At 61.5% G+C, this 22,222-nt stretch carries 20 protein-coding genes; 12 read left to right on the forward strand and 8 right to left on the reverse strand.

Translation table 11 applies throughout. From position 1 onward, the window contains the following. The first annotated feature begins 31 nt into the window (after positions 1-31). The 7 genes from J7557_RS06835 to J7557_RS06865 all read left to right on the forward strand — a co-directional run bounded on the left by J7557_RS06835 (position 32) and on the right by J7557_RS06865 (position 8,241). On the forward strand, positions 32-1,093 hold the full coding sequence (locus tag J7557_RS06835) for an aldo/keto reductase (protein ID WP_291418654.1): 1,062 nt from the start codon (positions 32-34) through the stop codon (positions 1,091-1,093). A gap of 318 nt (positions 1,094-1,411) precedes the next feature. Next, positions 1,412-3,034, forward strand: a complete 1,623-nt coding sequence (locus J7557_RS06840) for an ABC transporter substrate-binding protein (protein ID WP_291418656.1) — start codon at positions 1,412-1,414, stop codon at positions 3,032-3,034. Positions 3,035-3,094: 60 nt separating this feature from the next. Further along, the gene (locus J7557_RS06845; protein ID WP_291418658.1) at positions 3,095-4,327 is read left to right on the forward strand and encodes an acyl-CoA dehydrogenase family protein; all 1,233 of its coding nucleotides are present in this window, start codon (positions 3,095-3,097) and stop codon (positions 4,325-4,327) included. Continuing rightward, on the forward strand, positions 4,328-5,173 hold the full coding sequence (locus J7557_RS06850; RefSeq protein ID WP_291418659.1) for an NAD(P)H-binding protein: 846 nt from the start codon (positions 4,328-4,330) through the stop codon (positions 5,171-5,173). Positions 5,174-5,683: 510 nt separating this feature from the next. Continuing rightward, positions 5,684-6,760 (forward strand): methionine ABC transporter ATP-binding protein, encoded by a 1,077-nt coding sequence (locus tag J7557_RS06855; protein ID WP_291418661.1) that lies wholly within the window; start codon positions 5,684-5,686, stop codon positions 6,758-6,760. Beyond that, on the forward strand, positions 6,753-7,427 hold the full coding sequence (locus J7557_RS06860; protein ID WP_291405227.1) for a methionine ABC transporter permease: 675 nt from the start codon (positions 6,753-6,755) through the stop codon (positions 7,425-7,427). Before J7557_RS06855 ends, J7557_RS06860 begins: the two co-directional genes overlap by 8 nt. A gap of 28 nt (positions 7,428-7,455) precedes the next feature. Beyond that, positions 7,456-8,241 (forward strand): MetQ/NlpA family ABC transporter substrate-binding protein, encoded by a 786-nt coding sequence (locus J7557_RS06865; RefSeq protein ID WP_291418663.1) that lies wholly within the window; start codon positions 7,456-7,458, stop codon positions 8,239-8,241. 39 nt (positions 8,242-8,280) lie between these two features. Here J7557_RS06865 and J7557_RS06870 read toward each other — a convergent pair whose 3' ends face one another. The 8 genes from J7557_RS06870 to J7557_RS06905 all read right to left on the reverse strand — a co-directional run bounded on the left by J7557_RS06870 (position 8,281) and on the right by J7557_RS06905 (position 16,053). Next, a complete protein-coding gene (locus J7557_RS06870; protein WP_291418665.1) occupies positions 8,281-9,186 on the reverse strand; it encodes an ABC transporter ATP-binding protein in 906 nt (301 codons plus the stop codon). Then, positions 9,183-10,001 carry an ABC transporter ATP-binding protein gene (locus tag J7557_RS06875; RefSeq protein ID WP_291418667.1) on the reverse strand — a complete coding sequence of 273 codons (819 nt, stop codon included), beginning with the start codon at positions 9,999-10,001 and terminating at the stop codon, positions 9,183-9,185. The genes J7557_RS06870 and J7557_RS06875 overlap by 4 nt, the downstream gene beginning before the upstream one ends. Next, positions 9,998-10,885 (reverse strand): ABC transporter permease, encoded by an 888-nt coding sequence (locus J7557_RS06880; RefSeq protein ID WP_291418669.1) that lies wholly within the window; start codon positions 10,883-10,885, stop codon positions 9,998-10,000. Before J7557_RS06880 ends, J7557_RS06875 begins: the two co-directional genes overlap by 4 nt. A 3-nt stretch (positions 10,886-10,888) precedes the next feature. After that, entirely contained in the window at positions 10,889-11,866 is a 978-nt protein-coding gene (locus J7557_RS06885) for an ABC transporter permease (RefSeq protein WP_291418671.1), read from the reverse strand. Positions 11,867-12,101: 235 nt separating this feature from the next. Continuing rightward, positions 12,102-13,757 (reverse strand): ABC transporter substrate-binding protein, encoded by a 1,656-nt coding sequence (locus J7557_RS06890; protein ID WP_291418964.1) that lies wholly within the window; start codon positions 13,755-13,757, stop codon positions 12,102-12,104. Positions 13,758-13,791: 34 nt separating this feature from the next. Further along, complete coding sequence (locus J7557_RS06895) at positions 13,792-14,814, reverse strand: glycoside hydrolase family 3 N-terminal domain-containing protein (protein ID WP_291418673.1); 1,023 nt, start codon at positions 14,812-14,814, stop codon at positions 13,792-13,794. Between the two features lie 3 nt (positions 14,815-14,817). Beyond that, positions 14,818-15,303 carry a GNAT family N-acetyltransferase gene (locus J7557_RS06900; RefSeq protein ID WP_291418675.1) on the reverse strand — a complete coding sequence of 162 codons (486 nt, stop codon included), beginning with the start codon at positions 15,301-15,303 and terminating at the stop codon, positions 14,818-14,820. A 366-nt stretch (positions 15,304-15,669) separates the two neighbouring features. Then, the gene (locus J7557_RS06905) at positions 15,670-16,053 is read right to left on the reverse strand and encodes a nucleoside diphosphate kinase regulator (RefSeq protein WP_291418677.1); all 384 of its coding nucleotides are present in this window, start codon (positions 16,051-16,053) and stop codon (positions 15,670-15,672) included. A gap of 183 nt (positions 16,054-16,236) precedes the next feature. Here J7557_RS06905 and J7557_RS06910 point away from each other — a divergent pair, with 183 nt between their 5' ends. The 5 genes from J7557_RS06910 to kdpC all read left to right on the forward strand — a co-directional run bounded on the left by J7557_RS06910 (position 16,237) and on the right by kdpC (position 22,220). Continuing rightward, entirely contained in the window at positions 16,237-17,502 is a 1,266-nt protein-coding gene (locus J7557_RS06910; RefSeq protein ID WP_291418679.1) for a Glu/Leu/Phe/Val dehydrogenase, read from the forward strand. An 80-nt stretch (positions 17,503-17,582) separates the two neighbouring features. Then, positions 17,583-17,735, forward strand: coding sequence for a hypothetical protein (locus tag J7557_RS06915; RefSeq protein WP_291418681.1), 153 nt, complete (start codon positions 17,583-17,585; stop codon positions 17,733-17,735). 103 nt (positions 17,736-17,838) lie between these two features. Then, on the forward strand, positions 17,839-19,548 hold the full coding sequence (gene kdpA / locus J7557_RS06920; RefSeq protein WP_291418683.1) for a potassium-transporting ATPase subunit KdpA: 1,710 nt from the start codon (positions 17,839-17,841) through the stop codon (positions 19,546-19,548). A gap of 20 nt (positions 19,549-19,568) precedes the next feature. Next, a complete protein-coding gene (kdpB, locus tag J7557_RS06925; protein WP_291418965.1) occupies positions 19,569-21,623 on the forward strand; it encodes a potassium-transporting ATPase subunit KdpB in 2,055 nt (684 codons plus the stop codon). A gap of 12 nt (positions 21,624-21,635) precedes the next feature. Next, a complete protein-coding gene (kdpC, locus tag J7557_RS06930; RefSeq protein ID WP_291418685.1) occupies positions 21,636-22,220 on the forward strand; it encodes a potassium-transporting ATPase subunit KdpC in 585 nt (194 codons plus the stop codon). The last annotated feature ends 2 nt before the right edge of the window (positions 22,221-22,222 follow it).

Genomic DNA, 22,222 nt, shown 5'->3' on the forward strand with positions numbered 1-22,222 from the left:
GGCTTCAGGCACCACGAACAGGGAGTTTTCCATGGTCGACTATCGCTATCTTGGCCGCAGCGCGCTGAAAGTGTCACCGATCACCTTGGGCACCATGATGTTTGGCAATCAGACGCCGGACGATGTCGCCTTCCGCATCATCGACAAGGCGCACGAGCAGGGTATCAATTTCATCGATACCGCCGACGTCTATCACGACGGCAAGTCCGAGCAGACTGTCGGCAAGGGTATCAAGAAGCACCGCGAAGATTGGGTGCTCGCCACTAAGTTCGTCAACTCGCGCGATCCAAAACCCAACAAGGGCGGCTATTCGCGCAAGTGGGTTTACGAGACCGTCGAGAATTCGCTGCGCAATCTCGACACCGACTATATCGACATCCTCTATTTCCACCGTGCCGTGTTTGACGCCTCGCTCGAAGAGCCCGTTCGCGCCATTGCCGATCTGATCAAGGCCGGCAAGCTGCGCTATTTCGGCGTGTCCAACTTCCGCGGCTGGCGCATTGCCGAAGTGGCGCATCTCGCAGACCAGCTCGGCATCGATCGTCCGATCGCCAGCCAGCCGCTCTACAACATCGTCAATCGCACGGCCGAAGCCGAACAGCTTCCGGCCGCCGTCGCCAACGGCCTTGGCAATGTGTCCTACAGCCCGCTCGCCCGCGGCGTGCTCACCGGCAAGTACAATGTCGGCGAAGCGGCCCCGGCCGATAGTCGCGCCGGCCGCGGCGATAAACGCATGCATGACGTGGAATTCCGCGAGGAATCCATCGAGGTCGCGAAGAAAGTCGCCGCCCATGCTGCCGCCAAGGGCACGACCGGTGCTGATTTTGCGCTCGCCTGGGTGCTGAACAACCAGCTCATCACCTCGGCCATTGCTGGTCCCCGTACCGAAGAGCAGTGGGATGGCTACATCCGCGCGCTCGACGTTAAGATTGATGCCGACGATGAAGCCCTCGTGGATAGTCTCGTGGCAACTGGCCATCCGTCTACGCCTGGTTTCACCGATCCAGGCCACCCGGTCGAAGGCCGCGTGCCCCGGTCGGCCGCCGGCTCCGCACAGATCATTCCGCTGAGCCGCACCCAGCGCGTTGCCTGAGCGCCATCTGCCAACTTTTTAGGAGGGTCGGCGCTTGCCGGCCCTCGTCGTTTGAGCGGGCACAGAAGCATTTTCTTCCGCAATTCGCCTGATTTCTTCGCCGATTACCACGCCGATCGGTGCAGCTTGAAACGCACGCGCGAAATTTTTCTTTCTCGACCAAGTGTGGCGCTGAGGGTTTTTCCGCCCATCGTCTCAGTTCGTAATCCATTATCTCGATAAAAAAACTAGACATTATAAAGTTGTCCTGCCTTGCCCGACAGAGGCCCCAGTTTCCACGTCGCTCTCGAGAGCGGCACGCAACGGTCAGGACCAAAAATGACGACTTCCAAATCTCGTGGCGTGCTCGCCCCAACCCGCCGCGCCTTCCTGCTTTCCACAGCCGCCTTGGCCGCCGTCTCGACGGTGCCGGGCTTCGCCTTCGCCCAGAACGCGACCCCGACGCCGGGTGGCTCAGTGTCCATTAATATCGGCACCGAACCACCGGTTCTCGTGCTCATCGCCCACACCGCCGGCGCCGCCTACTATGTCAGCGGCAAGACCACCGAAGGTCTGCTGACCTATGACGAAAATTTTGAGCCGCAGCCGCTACTTGCCACCTCGTGGGAAGTCGCCGAGGACGGCCTGCGCTACGCGTTCAAGCTGCGCGAAGGCGTGAAGTGGCATGACGGCACCGACTTCACCGCCGAAGACGTCGCCTTCTCCATCCTTGCCCTCAAGGAACATCACCCCCGCGGCCGCGCCACCTTCGCTTCGGTTGAAGAAGTCAACGTGCTCGGCCCGCACGGGGTTGAGTTGATCCTTTCGAAGCCCGCACCGTTCCTGCTGACCGCCTTTGCAAGCTTTGAAGCGCCGATTGTGCCGAAGCATCTTTATGAAGGCACGAATATCCCGGAGAACCCGCACAATTTCGCGCCGGTCGGTACTGGTCCCTTCACCTTCGTCGAATGGGTACGTGGCAGCCACGTCATTCTCAAGAAGAACGAAAACTACTGGGGCGAAGGCAAGCCCTATCTCGACCAGCTCATTATTCGCTTCATCGTCGATCCGGCCGCAGCCGTCGCCGCCATTGAATCGGGCGAAGTGCAGGTTTCGGTTGCCAACGTGCCGCTCACCGATATCGAGCGCCTCAAGGCCAATCCGAACCTCGTCGTCGATACGCGTCCGGCGCCCTATTCGCCGAGCATTGCGCGTGCCGAATTCAACCTCGAAAATCCCTACCTCGCCGACGTCAAAGTCCGTCACGCCATCGCGCATGCGATCGACAAGGATTTTATCGTCAACACCATCTATCTCGGCTACGCCACCCGTCTCGACGGCCCGGTGAGCCCCGATCTCGCGCGCTTCTACAACCCCGACGTGCCGAAATACGACTTTGACCCGGCCAAGGCCGAAGCGCTGCTCGACGAAGCCGGCTATCCGCGCGGCGCCGATGGCTTCCGCTTCAAGCTCTTCGTCGATCCGACCCAGCCCTCGGGCCCGCCCAAGCAGACCGGCGAATATTTTGTCCAGGCCCTTGCCAAGGTCGGCATTCAGGTCGAGCTGCGCACGCAGGATTTTGCGACCTTCGTGAAGCGTATCTTCACCGATCGCGATTTTGACATCGCCATCGAAGGCATGAGCAATCTCTACGACCCGACCGTCGGCATCCAGCGCCTCTACTGGTCGAAGAACTTCAAGGTCGGCCTGCCGTTCTCCAACGGCTCCAAGTACGAAAACCCGGAAGTCGACCGTCTGCTCGAAACTGCTGCCGTCGAGATCGACCCGGCCAAGCGCCTGCAACTGTTCAACGATTTCCAGCGCATCGTGGTCGAAGACCTGCCGACGCTCGATATCGTCACGCCCGCCTCGATCACCATTTCCGACAAGCGCGTGCAAAACCTGAAACTCGGCGCGGAGCACCTCTGGACCAACGGCGCGGATATCTACCTCGCTTCGTGATCTTTTGGCCTGCCGGATAAGTGTCCGGCAGGCTTATTGTTTTTACATAAGGGCCTGCCGATGACCGCTGCCGTTCAGAAACTTTCGTCGACCCAAGGTGGCCCCAACCGGGAAGAATTACTTGAGCGAATTCCGGGTCTTGTCGCCGAAATCGCCAAGGGTGCGGCGCAGAGGGATCTGGATCGCGAACTGCCGTTCGAGGCGTTTCGGCTGTTCCGGGAGTCCGGGCTTGGCGCTTTGCGGGTGCCGTTGGAACTGGGTGGGCCGGGTGGTTCGGTGCCGGATTATATCGAGTTGATCGCGGCCTTGGGATCGGCAGATTCCAATGTAGCTCATGCACTTAGGTCGCATTTCAACTATGTCGAGAATCTGGTGCTGAGCGGCGCCGACCAGCGCGATGCGGGGGCTATCGAGCGGGTGCTGGAGGGCAAGCTGTTTGGTGGGGCACATACCGAGCAGGGGACGGCGCGGCCGGGTGAGGTGACGACGAAAATCTCAAAGGTTGGAAGCACTTGGCGGCTCAATGGGCGCAAGTGGTATGCGACCGGAACGGCCTATGCCGACTATGCTTCGTTCAGTGCGGTCAATGAGGCGGGCGAGACGGTTGGTGTGCTGCTACCGGTTGATCGGGAGGGCATAAACATCCTCGACGATTGGGATGGCATGGGGCAGAAGTTGACCGCGAGTGGCGGCGTAGTGCTTGATAATGTTGAGGTTTTTGAGCACGAGTTTGCGCGCCGAAGTCTAGAAAATCAGGTCGGTCGGCACTGCTCGACACTGCGGCAATTGCATCTGGCGGCGAGTGCGGCGGGGGCGGTGCGGAACGTCTTGAGCGATGGGATCGACTATGTGAGGAAGCAGGCGCGGTCGGCGGCGCATAGTCCGGCAGCGACGGCGCGGGAAGATCATTTCGTTCAACAGGTTATCGGCGAAATCGCGGCCAATTCGCTGGCGATCGACACGCTGATTGCCGAGGGTGCGAGGGCTTTGCAGCATACCGCAGATACGTTCGCAACGGGTGACGCGGAGGCTATCGAAACGTCACTTGTTGCTAGCACACTGGTAACGGCGAAAGCCCAATTGGTTATTGGTCAGTTGGGGCCGCGTACAGCTGAGCGCATGTTCGAACTCGGCGGCGGTTCAGCGACCTCGCGAAAGTACAATTTCGACCGTCACTGGCGGAACATCCGGACGGTGCTCAACCACAATCCGCTGCTGCACAAGTCGCGCATTGTCGGCGATTACATTCTCAATGGGACCACCACGCATCTGAAAGAGGGGAAGGTGTTTTAGATGCCGTCTTCCGATCTGTTTCTCATTACCGGTGCGACCGGCAAACTGGGCCGGGTGCTGACGCCAAAACTGATCGACGGTGGGCATCGGGTTCGCGTGTTGACGCGACGGCCAGAGGCGGCCAGGGAGCTTTTTGGCGATAAGGTCGAGATATCGGAGGGCGATTTTTCGGTGCCCGCCTCATTGCCGGCGGCGTTGAACGGTGTGAGCCGGGTGCTGCTGCTCTCGCCGATCAGCGAGCGGCTGGCCGAGGACCAGATTGCGCTGGTCGATGTCGCCAAAGCGGCAGGCGTGGCGCGGATCGTGAAAATTTCCGGGTCGGACTGGACGGTAGGGACGTCGTTCTCGGGCGATGCGCATAAGAGGGTGGAAGATCATCTGGCGCAGTCGGGGCTCGACTATGTGGCGGTGCGGCCGAACGCATGGCTGCAGGTGTCGCTCGCCGCGGTGGCGGCGCAGATCAAGCGGGGTGAAGCCATTGCGGCGAGACATGGGGCCAAGGTGGGCTATGTTGATGTGCGTGATATTGCCGATGTTGCGATCAGCCAGCTCCTGGCGCCGAAAGTGGCGGCTGGTCCGCTGGTGATCACGGGGCCGGATTCGCTGTCTATTCCGGATATTGCGGGACTGGCGACGCGGATTACGGGGAAGCCAGTGGGTGTGTCGTCAGCGGTGGCCGGATTGCCCTCGGGCATTGAGGGCTTTGAGGCCGAGGTGGTGAAGCAGTTTTTTGTGGTGATTGCGCAGGGTGGTGCGGCGGGGCTCACCGATACTGTCGAGCGCGTGTTGGCGCGGAAGCCGCGGAGTGTTGAGGCGTATTTGGCGGAGGAACTGGGAGCGGCTTGAGAGGGCGGTTTGCGCCGATACCCCCACCCTCGTTCCCTTCCCAAAAAGGGGGAGGGAGGCGCAAGCCTCAGTCGTTCCGGCTCCTTGGTGTCCCTCCCCTTGTGGGGAGGGATTAAGGGTGGGGGTGTTCGCGCGCACAGGCATCGTGGCTCCCGCACCCCCTCCCATCCTCCTCGCCTCAAATCGCTCCACTGGAGCGATTTGCCCTTCGGGACGGGTCGGAGCCCGTCAAGGGGAGGTGCCGCGCCGGTGGATGGGGATATGTCGAGTTCTCTTTCACCGTGTCATCCCCGCGAAAGCGGGGACCTCCGCTTCTGGAAATAGAGATTCCCGCTTTCGCGGGAATGACGCCGGTGGTTGGATGACCCCCCGCCCACGAAAACCGGATTTTGCGCTCAATCCAGAACCGGTGGACGAAAAACCCGGAATTCGTCCATTGTTTGGAAGTGTCTCCCTCGACTTTTTTAGTCTAAATGCCGACTAATTCCGTCGTCATTTAGCGGACTGAAATTGACCGATCACATCTCCAGCGGCGCGGCTTCAAGTGAAGCCATTATCCAACTTCGCGGGGTCGAGAAGACCTTTGCGGCACGCGGTGCCAATGCGCCCGTTACTGCACTTCATGAAATCAATCTCGATGTGCCGAGGGGCGCCATTCTTGGCGTTATCGGCCGTTCGGGTGCCGGCAAATCGACGCTGATCCGGCTGGTGAATGGGCTGGAACTGCCCAGTTCCGGTTCGGTGCGGGTCGATGGCGTCGAGATTTCAGCACTGGAAGAACGGGCGCTGCGTCAGGAGCGCCGCTCGATTGGCATGATTTTCCAGCACTTTAACCTGCTGGCGCGGCGCACGGCCTTTGGCAATGTGGCGCTGCCGCTGGAAATTGCAGGTGTCTCCAAGGCGGAAATCCGTAGGCGCGTTTTGCCGCTGCTTGATCTGGTGGGACTGTCGGACAAGGTCGATCGCTATCCGGCGGAACTCTCGGGCGGGCAGAAGCAGCGTGTCGGCATCGCCCGTGCGCTGGCGACCAATCCAAAGGTGCTGCTCTCGGATGAGGCGACATCGGCGCTTGATCCGGAAACCACCGAACAGATTCTGGCGCTGCTCAAGCAGGTCAATGCCGATCTCGGCGTGACCGTGCTGCTGATCACCCACGAAATGTCTGTCATCAAGACTGTGGCCGATCGGGTGGCGGTGATTGACGAAGGGCGCATCGTCGAAGAGGGCGCGACCTATGATGTGTTCACCGGGCCGCAGCATGCGACGACGCGCAATTTTGTTTCCAGCATTACCGGGACGCAATTGCCCGAGCATCTGGCCATGCGCCTGAGCGCAACGCCCGAGGCGGACAAGGAAGCGCTGGTGCAGCTTGTGTTCAAGGGGGAGGGCGCAGCGCAGCCGTGGCTTTCCGTGCTGACGCGAAAGCTGGATGCCGATCTCGGCATCGTGCAGGCCAAGGTGGACCACATTTCTGGCCGGCCTTTCGGCACGCTGGTGGTGAGCCTGCCTGACGTGGCCAAATTGCCCGCCCTTTTGGTGACCTCCAAGGAACTGGGTCTTGAAACGGAGGTGCTCGGCTATGCCTGAAGTCTTCTCGCCCCAAATCCTGAAGCTGCTCGTCGATTCCTTCGTGCAGACGCTCTACATGGTCGGCATTGCCGGCTTTATCGGCACGCTGATCGGCCTGCCGCTCGGCGTGTTCCTCGCGACGAGCCAGCGCGGTGAACTGTTTGCCGCGCCCGCCGTGAACGCAGTGCTTGGTCTGATCGTCAATGCGGCGCGCTCGACGCCGTTCATCATTCTCGTCGTCGCCATCATTCCGCTGACGCGGTTGATTACCGGCACGTCCATCGGCACCAGCGCGGCCATCGTGCCGCTGACCATTGCTTCGGCGCCCTTCATTGCGCGCGTCATCGAGGCGGCCATTCGTGGGGTGGATCAGGGGCTGATCGAAGCGGCGCGGTCGATGGGCGCGAGCCCGTTTCAGATCGTGCAGAAAGTTCTGCTGCCTGAGGCACTGCCGGCCATCACACTGGCGCTGACGCTGACCGTCGTCAGCCTCATCGGCTATTCGGCCATGGTGGGCGCCGTCGGCGGCGGTGGCCTCGGCGATCTCGGTATTCGTTTCGGTTATCAGCGCTTCATGCCCGACGTGATGTTGGCCGTGGTGCTGGTGCTGATCGTTCTCGTCCAGGGCGTCCAGAGCCTTGGCGACTCCCTTGCGCGGCGCTTCGACAAGCGCTCGCGCCACTAACTCCCCTCCCTCGAAAGGATTTTTATCCATGTCGTTCAAGACTGTTATCGCTGGTGTTGCCCTTGGCCTCAGCCTAATCGCGGCGCCGGCCTATGCCGAAACCATCAAGATTGGCGCGACGCCCGGTCCGCACGCGCAGATCCTGGAAGCCGTGAAGCCGATCCTTGCTGCCCAGGGCATCGATCTCGAAATCCTCGAATTCTCGGATTATGTCATTCCGAACGAAGCTCTTGCTTCGGGCGAACTCAACGCCAATTCGTTCCAGCACCAGCCTTACCTCGACAACCAGGTGCGTGACCGCGGCTATGCCATCGAGTCCGTGGCAACGACCGTGAACTTCCCGATCGGCATCTACTCGGACAAGTACGAGAACATTGCCGACCTGCCCGATGGCGCCAAGATTGGCATTCCAAACGACCCGACCAATGGCGGCCGCGTGTTGCTGTTGCTCGAAGACAACGGCCTGCTCGACCTCAAAGAAGGCGTTGGCACCGCAGCGAGCGTTGCTGACATCGTCGGCAACCCGAAGAACTTTGAGATCATCGAAGTCGACGCTGCCCAGCTGCCGCGCGTTCTGCCCGACGTTGACGCCGCTGGCATCAACACGAACTTCGCCGAACAGGCTGGCCTTGATCCGGTCAACGACCCGATCCTGCGCGAAAGCCCGAAGGGTCCCTATGTGAACGTGATCGCGATCCGTACGGAAGACAAGGGTCAACCGTGGGTGAAGGCCCTGGTGGATGCGTACCACTCGGACGAAATCCGCACCTTCGTCGAGACGACCTTCAACGGCGCCGTTCTCGCGAGCTGGTAAAAGCAGAACTCCTGGCGTGCATTGGACGCCGGGAGTTTCTTATTCCGGCATCGGTCGGATGAAGTGGTTTTTTGCGACTTCCCGCGTTTCGGGCTGCGGCAAAGCCGACTGCCGGCGGATGAACTCGATGCGGTTGAGTTCTTCGGAGAAGCGCGTGTCCGAGAAGCGGCGATCGGGGTCGGGGACCGCCGAAAGAAGAAGCCGCGTATAGGGGTGCTGGGGATTGGTCAGCACGCTCTCGGTGTCTCCCCATTCGACGATCTGGCCGGCATACATGACCATGATGTCCTCGGCGACATAGCGCGCCGTGGCGATGTCGTGGGTTATGTACAAGAGCGCCAGGCCCAGTTGGGCCTTCATGTCATTGAGCAGATTGAGAATGCCGAGGCGCACCGAGACGTCGAGCATCGAGGTCGGTTCGTCGGCGACGATGACCTGCGGATTGACCGCGAGGGCGCGGGCAATGCTGATGCGCTGGCGCTGGCCGCCCGAGAGTTCGTGCGGATACTTTGGCATCAAGAGCGCCGGGTCGAGTTTGACGCGGGTGAGCAATTCCTCGATGGCGGCGGTACGCTCCTTGGCGTTCAGCTTGGGCTGATGGAGGCGCAGGGGGCGCTCGAGGTGATAGCGGATCGTGTGCGTGGGGTTTAGGGCCGCGAAGGGGTCCTGGAACACCATCTGCACCGAGGCGCGATAGGCTTTCAATGCCTTGGCATTGGCCTTGCCTAGGGGCGTGCCGCGGAAGAGCAGCTGGCCTTCGTCGGGCGTATATTCGCGCATGATGAGGCGGGCGGCGGTGGTCTTGCCGGAGCCGGATTCCCCGACCAGCGCCAGGGTGCGGCCGGGATGGAGGCCGAAGGAGACCGAGCGGGCGGCGTAGACGGGCTTGTCGGCGCGGCCGAAGGTTTTGCTGACATTGTCGAGGGCGAGGATGGCGTCGCTCATGACTGGGCTCCCTCGCGGATCTGTTCGCCATGGAGTTTCGGCATCGAGGCCCAGAGGCGTTTTGTGTAGGCGTGCTGCGGCGTGCGGTAGATGGTCTGGGCGTCGTTGACTTCCACCAGCTCGCCTTCGAGCATGATGCCGATGCGGTCGCTGACCTGCACCATCAGGCCGAGATCGTGCGTGATGAAGAGGACGGAGAAGCCGAGTTCTTTGCGCAAGACGTCGATGCGCTGCAGGATTTCGCGCTGCACCACCACGTCTAGGGCGGTGGTGGGCTCGTCCATGATGAGCAGCTTTGGATTGAGCGCGAGGCAGATGGCGATGACGATGCGCTGGCGCATACCGCCCGAGCACTGGTGCGGATAGGACGAGAGCCGGTCGGGCGAAATGTCGACGAGCTTCAGGAGTTCGGCGGCGCGGGTGCGGGCTTCGGCACGGCTGATGCGGCTGTGGGCTTTGAGGACGTCATAGAACTGCGTTTCGATGGTCAGCACCGGATTGAGCGAGTTCATGGCGCTCTGGAACACCATGGCGACCTCGCGCCAGCGGAAGCGGCGGAGTTCATCGTCGGTCAGGGCCAGCACGTCGCGGCCGCCAACGAGGATCTGGCTGCCCTTGCGGATGAGGGCAGGGGGGCGGTGGAGGCGGCTGACGGCGAAGGCGATGGTCGACTTGCCGCAACCGGATTCGCCGGCGAGGCCGAAGAATTCGCCTGGCGCGATGTCGAAGGAGACATCCTTGACGGCGTGGAAGTCCTTTTCGGCGCCGATATAGTCGATGTTGAGATTGCGGATCGAGAGGACGGGATCGGTCATAGCTTGCCCTCTCCGATACGGACCATGCGGGTCCAGCGATTGAGCATGCCGCCGGTACGAAGACGTGGATTGGCGATTTCGTCGATGGCGAAGTTGATGAGTGCGAGGCCAAGGCCGAGGACGGCGAGGGCAAAGCATGGGGCGAGGAGGTCCCACCAGGCGCCGACCGAAAGGGCCGAAGCGTTCTGGGCATTGTAGAGCATGATGCCCCAGGAGACGGTGTTGGGATCGCCGAGACCGAGGAATTCGAGCGTCGCTTCGGTGATCACGGCGAAGATGACGCTGCCGATGAAATTGATGCCGACGATGGAAATCAGGTTCGGGAAAATCTCGAAGGCCATGATGCGCCAGCTTGGTTCGCCCAGCATTTCGGCGGATTTGACATAGTCGCGCTGACGGATGGAGAGGGTTTCCGAGCGGGTGACGCGCACGCCCCAGGCCCAGGATGTGAGGCCGAGGATAACGGCGATCACCAGCGGGCTTGCCTGGCCGATAAAGGCGGCGAGGACGAGGAGCAGCGGCAGGTTCGGAACGACCAGCACCATATTGGTGAAGAAGTTGATGACCTCGTCGACGACGCCGCCCTTGTAGCCGGCAATTATGCCGAGGACGGTGCCGATGAGGGTGATGGCAAGGCCGGCGCCGAAGCCGACCGCGAGCGAGACGCGGGCGCCATAGACGAGACGGGCGAAGACGTCGTGGCCGAGACGGGTCGTGCCCAGCCAATGCTCCCATGAGGGAGCCTGGTGTGGACGCCCGACGCGCTTCACCGGGCTATACTCGGTGAGGAAGGGCGCGAAGATGGCGACGAGGACAACGATGAGAAGGATGGTGATGCCCACCATGGCCTTCTTGTTGCTGAGCAGCTGGCGGAAAATCGTCATCGCTCAAGCCTTCTTCAAACGGGGGTCGAGCAGCACATAGCTGAGATCGACGGCGAAATTGGCGATGAGCATGGCGGCGGTCATGATCAGGAGCTGGCCCTGGATGACCGGATAATCGCGGGCGATGATGGCCTGGTAGAGCGTGTTGCCGAGGCCGGGATAGTTGAACACCACTTCGGTGACGAGCGAACCGCCGAGCACGGTTCCGAGCGCGATGGCAAGGCTCGAAACGGTGGGCAGCAGGGCGTTGCGCGCGGCGTACCAGAGCATGACGCGATTGTCGGCGAGGCCCTTGGCGCGGCCCATGACGATGTAGTCTTCGCCCAGCAGGTTGATCATGTTGTTGCGCATGGTGACGGCGAAGCCACCAGTAAGCACGATGACCATGGTCAGCATGGGGAGGGTGCCGTGATGCAGCACGCTTGAAATATAGGTCCAGTTGAATCCCGGATCGAGCAGCGGATCGGCGGCATAGCCATTGGGGAACCAGCCGAGCTGATAGCCGAAAAGGAAGAGCATGATCAGCGAGACGACGACGGCCGGGACGGAGCTGGAAAAGATGGCGGTGAGCGAGACGATGGAGTCGAAGATCGTGCCGCGGCGCCAGGCTGCCATGACGCCGAGGAAGGTCCCGAGGCAGAAGCTGAAGAGCGTCGCGATGCCGACAAGGCCGAGGGTCCAGACGAGGGCGCGGCCCAAAAGCTCGGTGACGGGCAGGGGGAAGTACTTGATCGAGCGGCCGAGATCGCCAGTGAAGACACTCTGCAGATAGCGCAGGTATTGCTCGCCGAGCGGCGCATCGATGAAGCCGAAGGTGAGCTTCAGGGCGTTGAGATTTTCGAGGGAGAGTTCGGAGCCGGCGCTGGCGAACATGATCTGGATGGGATCACCCGGCATCAGGCGCGGCAGGAAGAAATTTACGGTGGCCGCGGCGATGAAGGCCGCGAGATAGAAGGCGAGACGCCGGAGCAGGAAGGTCATCGGTGCAAGGTTTCTCCCTGTGGGTCCAGTAGTCCTCATGGTGAGGTGCGGAGCGTAGCGAAGCCTCGAACCACGAGGGCGTGGCGTCGAAGCATCGGGGCACGACCTCGTCCTTCGAGGCTACGCTGCGCTCCGCACCTCAGGATGAGGTCTACTTTGGGCAAAGCGCAACGGGGCAGCGCGGCATTATAAGAGACGGCGGGAGCGCAAGGGTAACGCTCCCGCCTTGGCACGATTACTGGGCGACTGGATCGAGATCGAGCAGCTGCAGCAGGCGGGCCGGGTTGGCGTTGGAAACGACGGGCGAGTACTTGGGGTTCTCGGCGTCGGCCCAGCCGGTGAAGCGGTTGGTATTGTATTCGTAGAAGGACGGGCTGTTGTAGACCGGGATGATCGGCATGGCTTCGGCCACGATCAGCTGGAGCTGGTCCATGAGCGACTTCTGCTCGGCCGGGTCCTTGGACTGGGTGTACTGCTCAAGGAGGGTCATAACCTCGGCATTTTCCCAGTGCGGCGCAGTGAAGCGGCTCTTGCCGAAATCGCCCGGGTTGAACGAGCGGATATACGGGAAGTAGGGATTGGCCGCCGATGCCAGCGCGTTGAGCGTCATGGAATAGGTGCCGTCGATCAGGTTCTGGGTCCAGACCGCAGCTTCCGGGGTCGACATTTTCACATTGAGACCGGCTTCGGTCAGGCTTTCGATGGAAATCTGGACGGCATCGATCCAGTCGGTCCAGCCATTGGGAACCATGATGTCGATGGCGATCGGGGTGCCATCGGGATTGTCACGGAAACCATCGCCATCGGCGTCGACATAGCCATTCTCGTCGAGGAGGGCCACGGCGGCTTCGAGGTCGAACTTGCCGTATTGGCCGAACTGGGTTTCGACTTCGGGATTGGCGAAGGCCTTGTAGAGTTCGCCAAGGCTTGCCGGGTCTTCATTGACCAGCGGGTAGCCATAGCCGGCGATGTCGACGATGGTTTGGCGGTCGATGAGCATGGAGAGCGCGCGGCGGAAGTTCACATCGGTGAACGCCTTGCGGTTGTTCTCGTCCGGCGTGATCTGGCTGACCTGGAACGAGACGAGGCTCGATGGAGTGAACCAGTACTTGTGGTGCTCGGGATCCTTGGCAACGAAGGTGTTGTCGATATCGGGGATGAAGCTCGTGGCCCAATCGAGCGTACCGTCGGCAAGGGCCGCCAGAACCTGCGGATTGTCGGCAAGCTGCGGCATGCGCAGGCAATCGACCTTGAGGTTCTCAGCGTCCCAATAATTGGGATTGCGGCACTGCTCGTAGACTTGCGGGGTGAAGCGCGTGATCTCGGTCATCGGGCCGGAGGCGACCGGGTTTTCGTTGGCGAAGGTCACAGGATCGGCAATGTCGGCCCAGATGTGCTCGGGCACGATCGGCATGCCGACAATGGTATTGGCGATCAGCGAATTGGGTTCGTTGAGGCTGAACTTGACCGTGCGGTCATCGACCTTTTCGACGGAAGCGAGTTGGGCCGAAACCGAGATGAAATCGAGCGCCGGAAACTTCTTGATGTAGTCATAGGTGAAGACGACATCGTCGGCGGTGAGCGCTTCGCCATCGGACCATTTCAGGCCATCGCGCAGCACGAAGGTGATCGACTTGAGATCGTCGGCCAGCTCATAGCTTTCGGCGAGGCGGAAATTGGGTTCGTTGCCCTTGAGGCGGTTGAAGACGACCAGTGGCTCGTACATGAAATCGAGCGTGGTGTAGCGCGCCGAGGTCTGCCCGAACGGGTTAAAATTGCGCACGAAGGTCGTGGTCTGTTCCGAGCTCAAGGTGAGCACGTTCTGGGCGCTGGCGGGCACCGCCATGGCCAGGGTCGCAACCGAAACGGCCGCGATCAGCGTAGTTTTCAGCATTATATGTCTCTCCTTTGAATACGGCCCTGCCTCAGGCAAGTCCGTTCTCCCTGAAAATGTCTTCCACCTCGGCATGGAGCGCCCTCACGTCCACACGAGACTTGCCGAGCCGCGACTGGGCCCGGTCGATACGCGCGAGGCTTTCGGCGGTGAGCGGACCTGCCGCCCTGGCCGCCGCCTCGCTGGCGTTGAGATCGCCCTGGCTATGGAGGGCAATGTCGTAGCCTGCATCGAGCGCAGCGCGCACGCGTTCCGGCCAGGTTCCCTTGAGCGCCTCCATAGTGAGGCAATCGGTAATAAGAACGCCGTCGTAGCCGATGTCGCGGCGGATAAGGTCGCAGACGGCGGCAGAGACGGAGGCTGGGTGGTCTTTGTCGATCTGGGTAAAGACCAGATGCGCCACCATGGCCCAGGGGGAATCTTTTAGGGCGATGAAGGGGCGGAAATCGGTCTGGCGCAGATCGTCCACCTCGGCATCGACAACTGGGCAATCGAAATGCGGATCGACGGTGACGCGGCCGTAGCCGGGAATGTGCTTCATGATCGGCATGGAGCCGACTTCGAGCATGGCATCGATGACGATGCGGCCCATTTCGATGACGAGATCGGGATCGTCGCCAAAGGCGCGCTGGCCGATAACGTCATGCGTGCCCTTGCGGGCGAGATCGACGACGGGGGTCGTACCACTGCCGAGGCCGAGTTCTGACATCATCGAGCCCATGGCGAAGGTCGAGAGGCGCATGGCGCGCTTGCCTGTTTCAAGGTCCTTGCGGGCGAGGGCGCCGAATTGGCCGAGGCTGCGGAACAGCGGCCAATTTCCATTGTCGAGCCGCTGCACGCGGCCGCCTTCCTGGTCGATATAGACCGGGGCATCGTCGCGGCCGACGGCTTCCCTGAACTGGTGGACGAGGCGCTTGATCTGCTCGGGATTGTCGAGATTGCGCTTGAAGAGGAAGAGCCCAAAAGGATTGGCCTCGCGGAAAAAGGCGATCTCGTCGGCCGAGAGTTCATATCCCGGCATGCCGACGAAAAGGGCGAGGGGCGTCGTAGTCATGGTCTAGTTCGCCTCGGGCTTCTTGATGCGCAGCAGGCCCTGGTAGATGTCTTCCTTGTCCGACGGGATGGGCATGGCGCCGGCCGCCTTGACGTAGAAATCGACGGGGCCCGCCGAGCCGATGACGGCATAGGCATAGCCATGCGCCTTCATGGCAGCGAGCGTGTGATAGAAGAGGGCGAGGCCGATATTCTTGCCGCGCTGGTCTTCGGAAACGCCGGTGGGGCCAAAAAAGCCGCGCGCCGTCGCGTCATAGCAGGCAAAGCCAACGAGCTGGCCATCGACGGTGGCGATGAGGCAACCGGGCGGCTGATGCGCCATGGCGGCGCTGACTTCGCTGACCCAATACTCGGAAAAATGGGTGCGGACCCAATCCCTAATGATGTGCTGCTCGGGCGGCAGGGCGACGCGAATAGTCGCCCCGACATCCTCGACGCGGGCGCGGAGGTCGTCGAGCTTGCGGCTATAGAGATTGACGAGCAGGTCCATGTCTTATGCCGCTCCCTATCGGCAGATTGAACGAGCCAGAAAGCGATTGGCTCCGGCCCTCCGCGATGGAGTGCCTCCACACACCGTTTCGTATCGTTGCAAGGGGATGCTAGGAGCGAATATTCCAAGTGTCAACGAAATTAGGAATATTATATTCCTCAAATTTTCGCTCTGTGGATGGGGCAGGACGCCCAGGGCGAATTAGCCCAGATATGGCGCGCATTTAGCCATTCTGGTGCAGCAAAATTCTGCCGCACGTGCTTTTTGGGTTGGGTGTGCGCTGTGTCGGGTCGCTGCGTCGGTGAATGTTGCTGGTAATATTGTATTCCAGTGAATGCGAGCAATGGAATGCAATATTCCACGTGACTACCAGCCGTAGTCGAGCACGGTCAGCGTACGGATGCGGCCATCGTCGAGCCATTCGATGGACGAGTTCTTGCGCATGCCGATGAGGGCCGCGCCGACGGGTCCGAGGATCGGCACATTGCCGCGCTCGCCGAAGGGGCGATTGGGGTAGGTGAGGCGGCCGAGTCGTACCTGGCCTTCGTCGTCGAGCCGGAACATGACGCGGTGGCCCATGGAGACGCCGGCAGGGTCCCATGGATCGCAGACTTCCGCGCGTTTCAATTCACGCTCCAGATAGGCCGAGACATAGGGCATCGACTCGAACGAGCGCTCGGCCAGCACCATGACGCGGTTGTAATCGTCTGAATTGATGAGGATTTCGGGCAGAGGGAGGGAAGGGAACACGGCGGATCGAACCGATATATCGAGATTTCAGGATACTCCGACCGCAGAAATGCACAGTCAATAGGCGGAGCGAATATATTCTCGCCAACAAGAGTCAGGATTGTTGACCTAAGCCTTCTGATATGGAAGTTGTATGCCGCATTTTTATGCACTGTGCACATTTCATGATCGCAAGGAACAATGATGTCCGACGACACCCTGCTAGATCGCGCCCTTATCCGTCTCGAAGAGGCCGCCAACCACCTCAAGATCGATCAGGATGTCATCGAGAAACTCAAATATCCGCGCGAAACCACCAAGACGCGCCTGCTTATCCGCATGGACGATGGCTCGCGCAAATCGTTCCTTGCCTGGCGCTGCCGCTATGACGATACGCGCGGGCCGACCAAGGGCGGCATCCGCTTCCACCCGGATTCGACGGTCGAGGAAGTCGAAACGCTGGCCTTCTGGATGACCTTCAAATGCGCGGTGATGAACCTGCCCTATGGCGGCGGCAAGGGCGCGGTGCGCGTCGATCCGCATCAGTTGTCGAAGTCCGAACTGGAGCGCCTGTCGCGCGCCTATGTGCAGGCCTTTGCCAACATCATCGGCCCTGACCGCGATATTCCGGCGCCGGATGTCTACACCAATGCCATGATCATGGGCTGGATGTCGGACGAATATAACCAGATCACCGGCGAGGTTTCCCCAGCTGTCATCACCGGCAAGCCGATTGCGCTGGGCGGTTCGCTCGGCCGCAATGACGCGACGGCGCGCGGTGGCTTCTATCTCGTGCGCAATCTTGCGGCCGAACTCGGGCTCGACAAGGACCATACGGTTGCCATCCAGGGCTTTGGCAATGCCGGGCAATATTATGCGCGGCTGAGCGCGGCCGACGGCAATTCGGTTGTTGCGGTGTCGGACTCGGCTGGTGCTATTTACCGCCCCGGCGGTCTCGATGTCGAAAAGCTGATCGCTGGCAAGGAAGCTGGCCGTCGCGTTGCCGACATGGCATCCGAACTCGGCGCCAAGGTGATCTCGGCCGATGAGCTGCTGTCGGTGGAGGTCGATCTGCTGGTGCCGGCGGCGCTGGAAGACATGATCACCAAGGACAATGCCGGGACGGTCAAGGCCAAGGTTGTGCTCGAACTCGCCAATGGTCCGGTCACGCCCGATGGCGACAAGATCCTCAACGAAAAGGGCGTCATTGTCCTGCCCGATATTCTCGCCAATGCCGGCGGAGTTACGGTTTCCTATTTCGAATGGGTGCAGAACCGTCAGGGCTATTATTGGGACCTCGAAGAGATCCACGCGCGTCTCCTCAAGATCGTCGAACGCGAAGGTCGGGCGATCTGGGACATTGCCCAGTCTCGCAAGGTTTCGGTGCGGTCGGCGGCTTATATCCATGCGCTTGGCCGTCTCGCCAATGCCATCGAGGCCCACGGTACGCAGCCGTTCTTTGCTGGCTAGTTCGGTCTGAAAGACCGGGTTTTCAGGGCGTCGCTGGGGGATCAGCGGCGCCTTTCTTTATGGCTGCTTTATGCGGCTTTATGCATTCCGTATGGAAACTTTACGCGCGACGGTATGAATGTGCGGGCCTCTCTTTCTGGAGGCTCGACATGTTCGATATCTTCTTTCTGGCGCTGGGGGTGGGCTTCTTCGTCCTGACCTTTGCCCTCGCCAAGCTGCTCGCGCGGGTCTAGCGCCATGCTGCTCTGGCTCTGGGGGCTCGGCGCCCTCGCTATCGCCGTCTACATGGTCATCGCCCTGTTCCGGCCCGACAAACTTTAGCGGAAACTCTTCAAAATGAACTGGCAAGGATGGGCGGAAATCGCCCTGACCCTTGGTCTCGCCCTCGCTTTGGGCTGGCCCTTGGGCATCTTCATGTCGCGCGTCTGGAACAAGGAAAGCACCTGGCTCGACCCGGTGCTGAAACCCGTTGAGCGCGGCTTTTATGCGCTCGCTGGCATCGACCCCAACAAATCGCAGGGTTGGCTGGGCTATGGCGCCTCGCTGATCGCCTTCAACCTATTTGGCTTCGTGCTGCTTTACGCCATGCTGCGCCTGCAGGGCATTCTGCCCTTCAACCCGCAGGGTTTTGCCGGCGTCTCGCCGGACCTGGCGTTCAATACCGCGGTCAGCTTCGTCACCAATACCAATTGGCAGAGCTATGGCGGCGAAACCACCATGAGCCACTTTACCCAGATGGTTGGGTTGACGACGCAGAACTTTGTGTCTGCGGCGACTGGGGCGGCTATTGCTGCGGCTCTGGCGCGGGCCTTTGCCGGCAATCGTGAAAGCGGGATCGGCAACTTCTGGGCCGATCTGGTGCGGACGACACTCTATGTGCTGCTGCCGCTCTCGATTGTTCTCGCCGTGGCCCTGATCGGCATGGGCGTGGTGCAGAATTTTGCGGCTTCGGTCAGCGTGACAACGCTCGATGGCGCGAGCCAGACCATTTCGGTGGCGCCGACCGCGAGCCAGCTGGCGATCAAGCAGCTGGGCATCAATGGCGGCGGTATCTTCAACGTCAACTCGGCGCATCCCTTCGAGAACCCGAGCCCGCTGACCAACCTGATCACGGCTATCGCGATCAACACGCTTGGCTGGGCTGCATTCTTCGCCTTTGGCCGTTCGGCTTTTGCGCGCAAGGAAATCCGTGCCCTCGCCACGGCCGGCATCCTGATCCTCGCGGCAGGCGCTGGAGTGATCTATGTCGCCGAAGCGCAGCCGGCTCCGGCTCTCGTTGCCGCGGGGATCGAAAACCCGATCAATATGGAAGGCAAGGAGACCCGCTTTGGTCTCGCCAGCACGGCCGCATGGGCGGCGCAGACGACGGGCGCATCCAATGGCTCGGTCAATGGCATGCACGGCAGCCTGATGCCGCTCGGCGGTGGCATGTCGATGCTGCTGATGATGCTGGGTGAAATCCTGCCCGGTGGCATCGGTTCGGGCATTGCCATCATGGTGGTCATGGCCGTGCTCTCGGTCTTCGTGGCCGGGCTCATGGTCGGGCGCACGCCGGATTATCTGGGCAAGAAGATCGAGGCGCGCGAAATCCAGTTTGCCATGGTGGCGCTGCTGGTCGTGCCGCTCTCGACACTGGGCTTCTCGGCGCTGACCGTGGTCTGGCCAGATGGGCTTGCGAGCCTCTTCAATCCCGGCGCGCATGGGCTGAGCGAACTGCTCTATGCCTTCACTTCGGCCACGGCCAATAACGGTTCGGCCTTTGGCGGCATCTCGGCCAACGTGCCGTGGTGGAACACCACGCTTGGCCTTGCCATGCTCCTCGGTCGCTTCATTCCGATCGTGGCTGTGCTCGCCATCGCCGGCAGCATGGTCGCCAAGCCCAAGCTGGCCCCGAGCACCGGCACCCTGCCTACGACGGGTGCGCTATTCATCGGTCTGCTTGTCGGCGTCATCATCATTCTGGGCGCGCTGCAATATTTCCCGGCGCTGGCCCTCGGCCCGATCGTCGAGCACTTCCAGGTGCTCGAAGCGGTCTCGGCAAACTGAGGTCTCCTCACATGTCTACAATGGAATTTGGAACTGAAGGCAAGGGAGGCGCCCGGCTTGCCGGTGGCCTCAATGTCGCGACGCTGGCCCGCGCTTTGGGCGATGCGTTCGTAAAGCTCGACCCGCGCAAACTGTTCGGCAACCCGGTTATCCTCGCCACCGAACTCGTTGCGGTGCTCGCGACGATCTCGGCGGCGATTGCCATCGGCAGCGGGGCGAATGGCGCCTTTGCCGTCGCCATTGCGCTCTGGCTCTGGGCCACGGTGCTCTTCGCCAATTTCGCCGAGAGCATTGCCGAGGGCCGGGGCAAGGCTGCCGCCGACTCGCTACGGGCAACGCGCACCACGACCAAGGCCAAGCTGATCGTCGATGAAAAGCAGGGGCTTGTGGTGCCGACGCCAGCTCACGAGCTGGGCCTGGGTCAGGTCATTCTGGTCGAGGCTGGTGATGTCATTCCGGTCGATGGCGAGATCATCGAAGGCGTGGCCTCGGTCAACGAAGCGGCGATTACGGGCGAAAGCGCTCCGGTGATCCGCGAATCCGGCGGCGACCGTTCGGCCGTGACTGGCGGCACGACGGTGGTGTCGGACTGGATCAAGGTGTGCGTCACCTCGCGTCCGGGTTCGACCTTCCTTGATCGCATGATCGCCATGGTGGAAGGCGCCGATCGGCGCAAGACGCCCAATGAGATTGCGCTGGCTGTGCTGCTGGCCGGCCTGACGCTGATCTTCCTGATTGCCGTCGTGACGCTGCTGGCCTTCGCCGCCTATTCGGGCATTGCGCTCGATCCGGTTGTGCTTGGGGCACTATTCGTCTGTCTGATCCCGACCACCATTGGCGGGCTGCTCTCGGCTGTCGGCATTGCCGGCATGGATCGCCTGCTCAAGGTCAATGTGCTGGCGACTTCGGGTCGCGCCGTGGAAGCGGCCGGTGACGTCGATACGCTGCTGCTCGACAAGACGGGCACGATCACCTTCGGCAATCGCATGGCGACCGAAGTCATTCCGGCTCCGGGTATCAGGGAAGACCTGGCGCTGCGCGCTGCCGTGATGACCTCGCTTGGCGACGAAACGCCCGAAGGCCGTTCGATCATCGAACTGGCGCGCAACAAGGGTTTTATCACCGAAGTACCGGCCGACAGCGTGATCATTCCGTTCTCGGCATCGACCCGGCTTTCCGGCATCGATACCGAGGGCAAATCCTGGCGCAAGGGTGCGGTTGACGCGATCCTGAAGCTGACGGGGAAGACCGACACCGATGCGCCGGCCCAGTTCCGGCAGGTGGTGGATCGTATTGCCCGCAGCGGTGGAACGCCACTGGCCATTGCCGAGGGGAAGACGCTGATCGGCGTTATCCATCTCAAGGACGTGGTGAAACCAGGCGTTGCCGCTCGCTTTGCCGATCTTCGCAAGATGGGTCTGCGCACGGTGATGATTACGGGCGACAACCCGGTCACGGCGGCGGCCATTGCGGCAGAGGCAGGCGTCGATGATTTCCTTGCGGAAGCGACGCCCGAGGACAAGCTGCGCCTGATCCGCGAGGAGCAGGGCAAGGGGCGTCTGGTGGCAATGTGCGGCGACGGCGCGAATGACGCGCCGGCGCTGGCTCAGGCCGATGTTGGCGTGGCCATGCAGACGGGTGCCCAGGCGGCGCGCGAAGCGGGCAATATGGTCGATCTCGATAGCGATCCGACCAAGGTTATCGAGATCGTGGAGGTCGGCAAGCAGATGCTGATTACCCGTGGTGCGTTGACGACCTTCTCGATTGCCAATGACGTCGCGAAGTATTTTGCGATCATTCCCGCGCTGTTCGTGGTCGTGTTGCCGCAGTTGCAGGCGCTCAACGTCATGGGGCTGACGAGTCCGGAAAGCGCCATCCTCTCGGCGGTGATTTTCAACGCCCTGATCATTGTCACGCTCATTCCGCTCGCCCTGCGCGGGGTGAAATATCGGGCGGTGGGGGCCGGGGCGCTGCTGTCGCGCAACCTTCTTATTTACGGCCTCGGTGGTCTCGTCGCGCCGTTCATCGGCATCAAGATCATCGACGTTGCCATCACCGCACTCGGTCTCGCATAAGGAGCAAAGAAAATGCTGAACCAGGCAAGACCAGCCATTGTTTCCATGCTGCTGTTCTCCGTCATTCTCGGTGGTGCCTATCCGGCCGTCGTGACGGCGGCGGGCGGGGCACTGTTCCCGGCGCAGGCCGAGGGCTCGCTCGTGAAGAATGCGGCGGGCGAGGTTGTGGGCTCGAAACTCATCGGGCAGGTGACCACGGGGCCGGGCTATCTCTGGCCGCGTCCTTCTGCGGCGGGGGATGGCTACAATGCTGCGGGATCGTCGGGCTCGAACCTCGGGCCGCTCAATCCGGTGCTGTTCGAGCGCGTGGCCGCGGATGCCGCGGCCGTTCGGGCCTATGCGCCGGAGGGGGCTATCCCGCCGGATGCGGTCACGACCTCGGGTTCGGGGCTCGATCCCGAGATATCGCCGGAGTTTGCGGCTTTGCAGGTGGATCGCATTGCCGCAGCGCGCGGTATAGAACCCTCCTTGGTAGAGGCTCTCGTTGCGGCCAACACCGAGGCGCCGCTGCTGGGCTTTATCGGCCAGGCGCGCGTCAACGTGCTGATGACCAATCTGGCGCTCGACAGCGCCTATCCGCTCCAACCTGCTGAGTAGTC

The organism is Devosia sp. (assembly GCF_017744655.1).
Classification (GTDB): Bacteria; Pseudomonadota; Alphaproteobacteria; order Rhizobiales; family Devosiaceae; genus Devosia.

Bases quoted from the DNA above. Each gene is read 5' to 3' on its own strand.
- J7557_RS06835 (WP_291418654.1), top strand. From the start codon at position 32: ATGGTCGACTATCGCTATCTTGGCCGCAGCGCGCTGAAAGTGTCACCG.
- J7557_RS06840 (WP_291418656.1), top strand. From the start codon at position 1,412: ATGACGACTTCCAAATCTCGTGGCGTGCTCGCCCCAACCCGCCGCGCC.
- J7557_RS06845 (WP_291418658.1), top strand. From the start codon at position 3,095: ATGACCGCTGCCGTTCAGAAACTTTCGTCGACCCAAGGTGGCCCCAAC.
- J7557_RS06850 (WP_291418659.1), top strand. From the start codon at position 4,328: ATGCCGTCTTCCGATCTGTTTCTCATTACCGGTGCGACCGGCAAACTG.
- J7557_RS06860 (WP_291405227.1), top strand. From the start codon at position 6,753: ATGCCTGAAGTCTTCTCGCCCCAAATCCTGAAGCTGCTCGTCGATTCC.
- J7557_RS06865 (WP_291418663.1), top strand. From the start codon at position 7,456: ATGTCGTTCAAGACTGTTATCGCTGGTGTTGCCCTTGGCCTCAGCCTA.
- J7557_RS06870 (WP_291418665.1), bottom strand. From the start codon at position 9,186: ATGAGCGACGCCATCCTCGCCCTCGACAATGTCAGCAAAACCTTCGGC.
- J7557_RS06875 (WP_291418667.1), bottom strand. From the start codon at position 10,001: ATGACCGATCCCGTCCTCTCGATCCGCAATCTCAACATCGACTATATC.
- J7557_RS06880 (WP_291418669.1), bottom strand. From the start codon at position 10,885: ATGACGATTTTCCGCCAGCTGCTCAGCAACAAGAAGGCCATGGTGGGC.
- J7557_RS06885 (WP_291418671.1), bottom strand. From the start codon at position 11,866: ATGACCTTCCTGCTCCGGCGTCTCGCCTTCTATCTCGCGGCCTTCATC.
- J7557_RS06895 (WP_291418673.1), bottom strand. From the start codon at position 14,814: ATGACTACGACGCCCCTCGCCCTTTTCGTCGGCATGCCGGGATATGAA.
- J7557_RS06900 (WP_291418675.1), bottom strand. From the start codon at position 15,303: ATGGACCTGCTCGTCAATCTCTATAGCCGCAAGCTCGACGACCTCCGC.
- J7557_RS06910 (WP_291418679.1), top strand. From the start codon at position 16,237: ATGTCCGACGACACCCTGCTAGATCGCGCCCTTATCCGTCTCGAAGAG.
- J7557_RS06915 (WP_291418681.1), top strand. From the start codon at position 17,583: ATGCATTCCGTATGGAAACTTTACGCGCGACGGTATGAATGTGCGGGC.
- kdpA (WP_291418683.1), top strand. From the start codon at position 17,839: ATGAACTGGCAAGGATGGGCGGAAATCGCCCTGACCCTTGGTCTCGCC.
- kdpB (WP_291418965.1), top strand. From the start codon at position 19,569: ATGGAATTTGGAACTGAAGGCAAGGGAGGCGCCCGGCTTGCCGGTGGC.
- kdpC (WP_291418685.1), top strand. From the start codon at position 21,636: ATGCTGAACCAGGCAAGACCAGCCATTGTTTCCATGCTGCTGTTCTCC.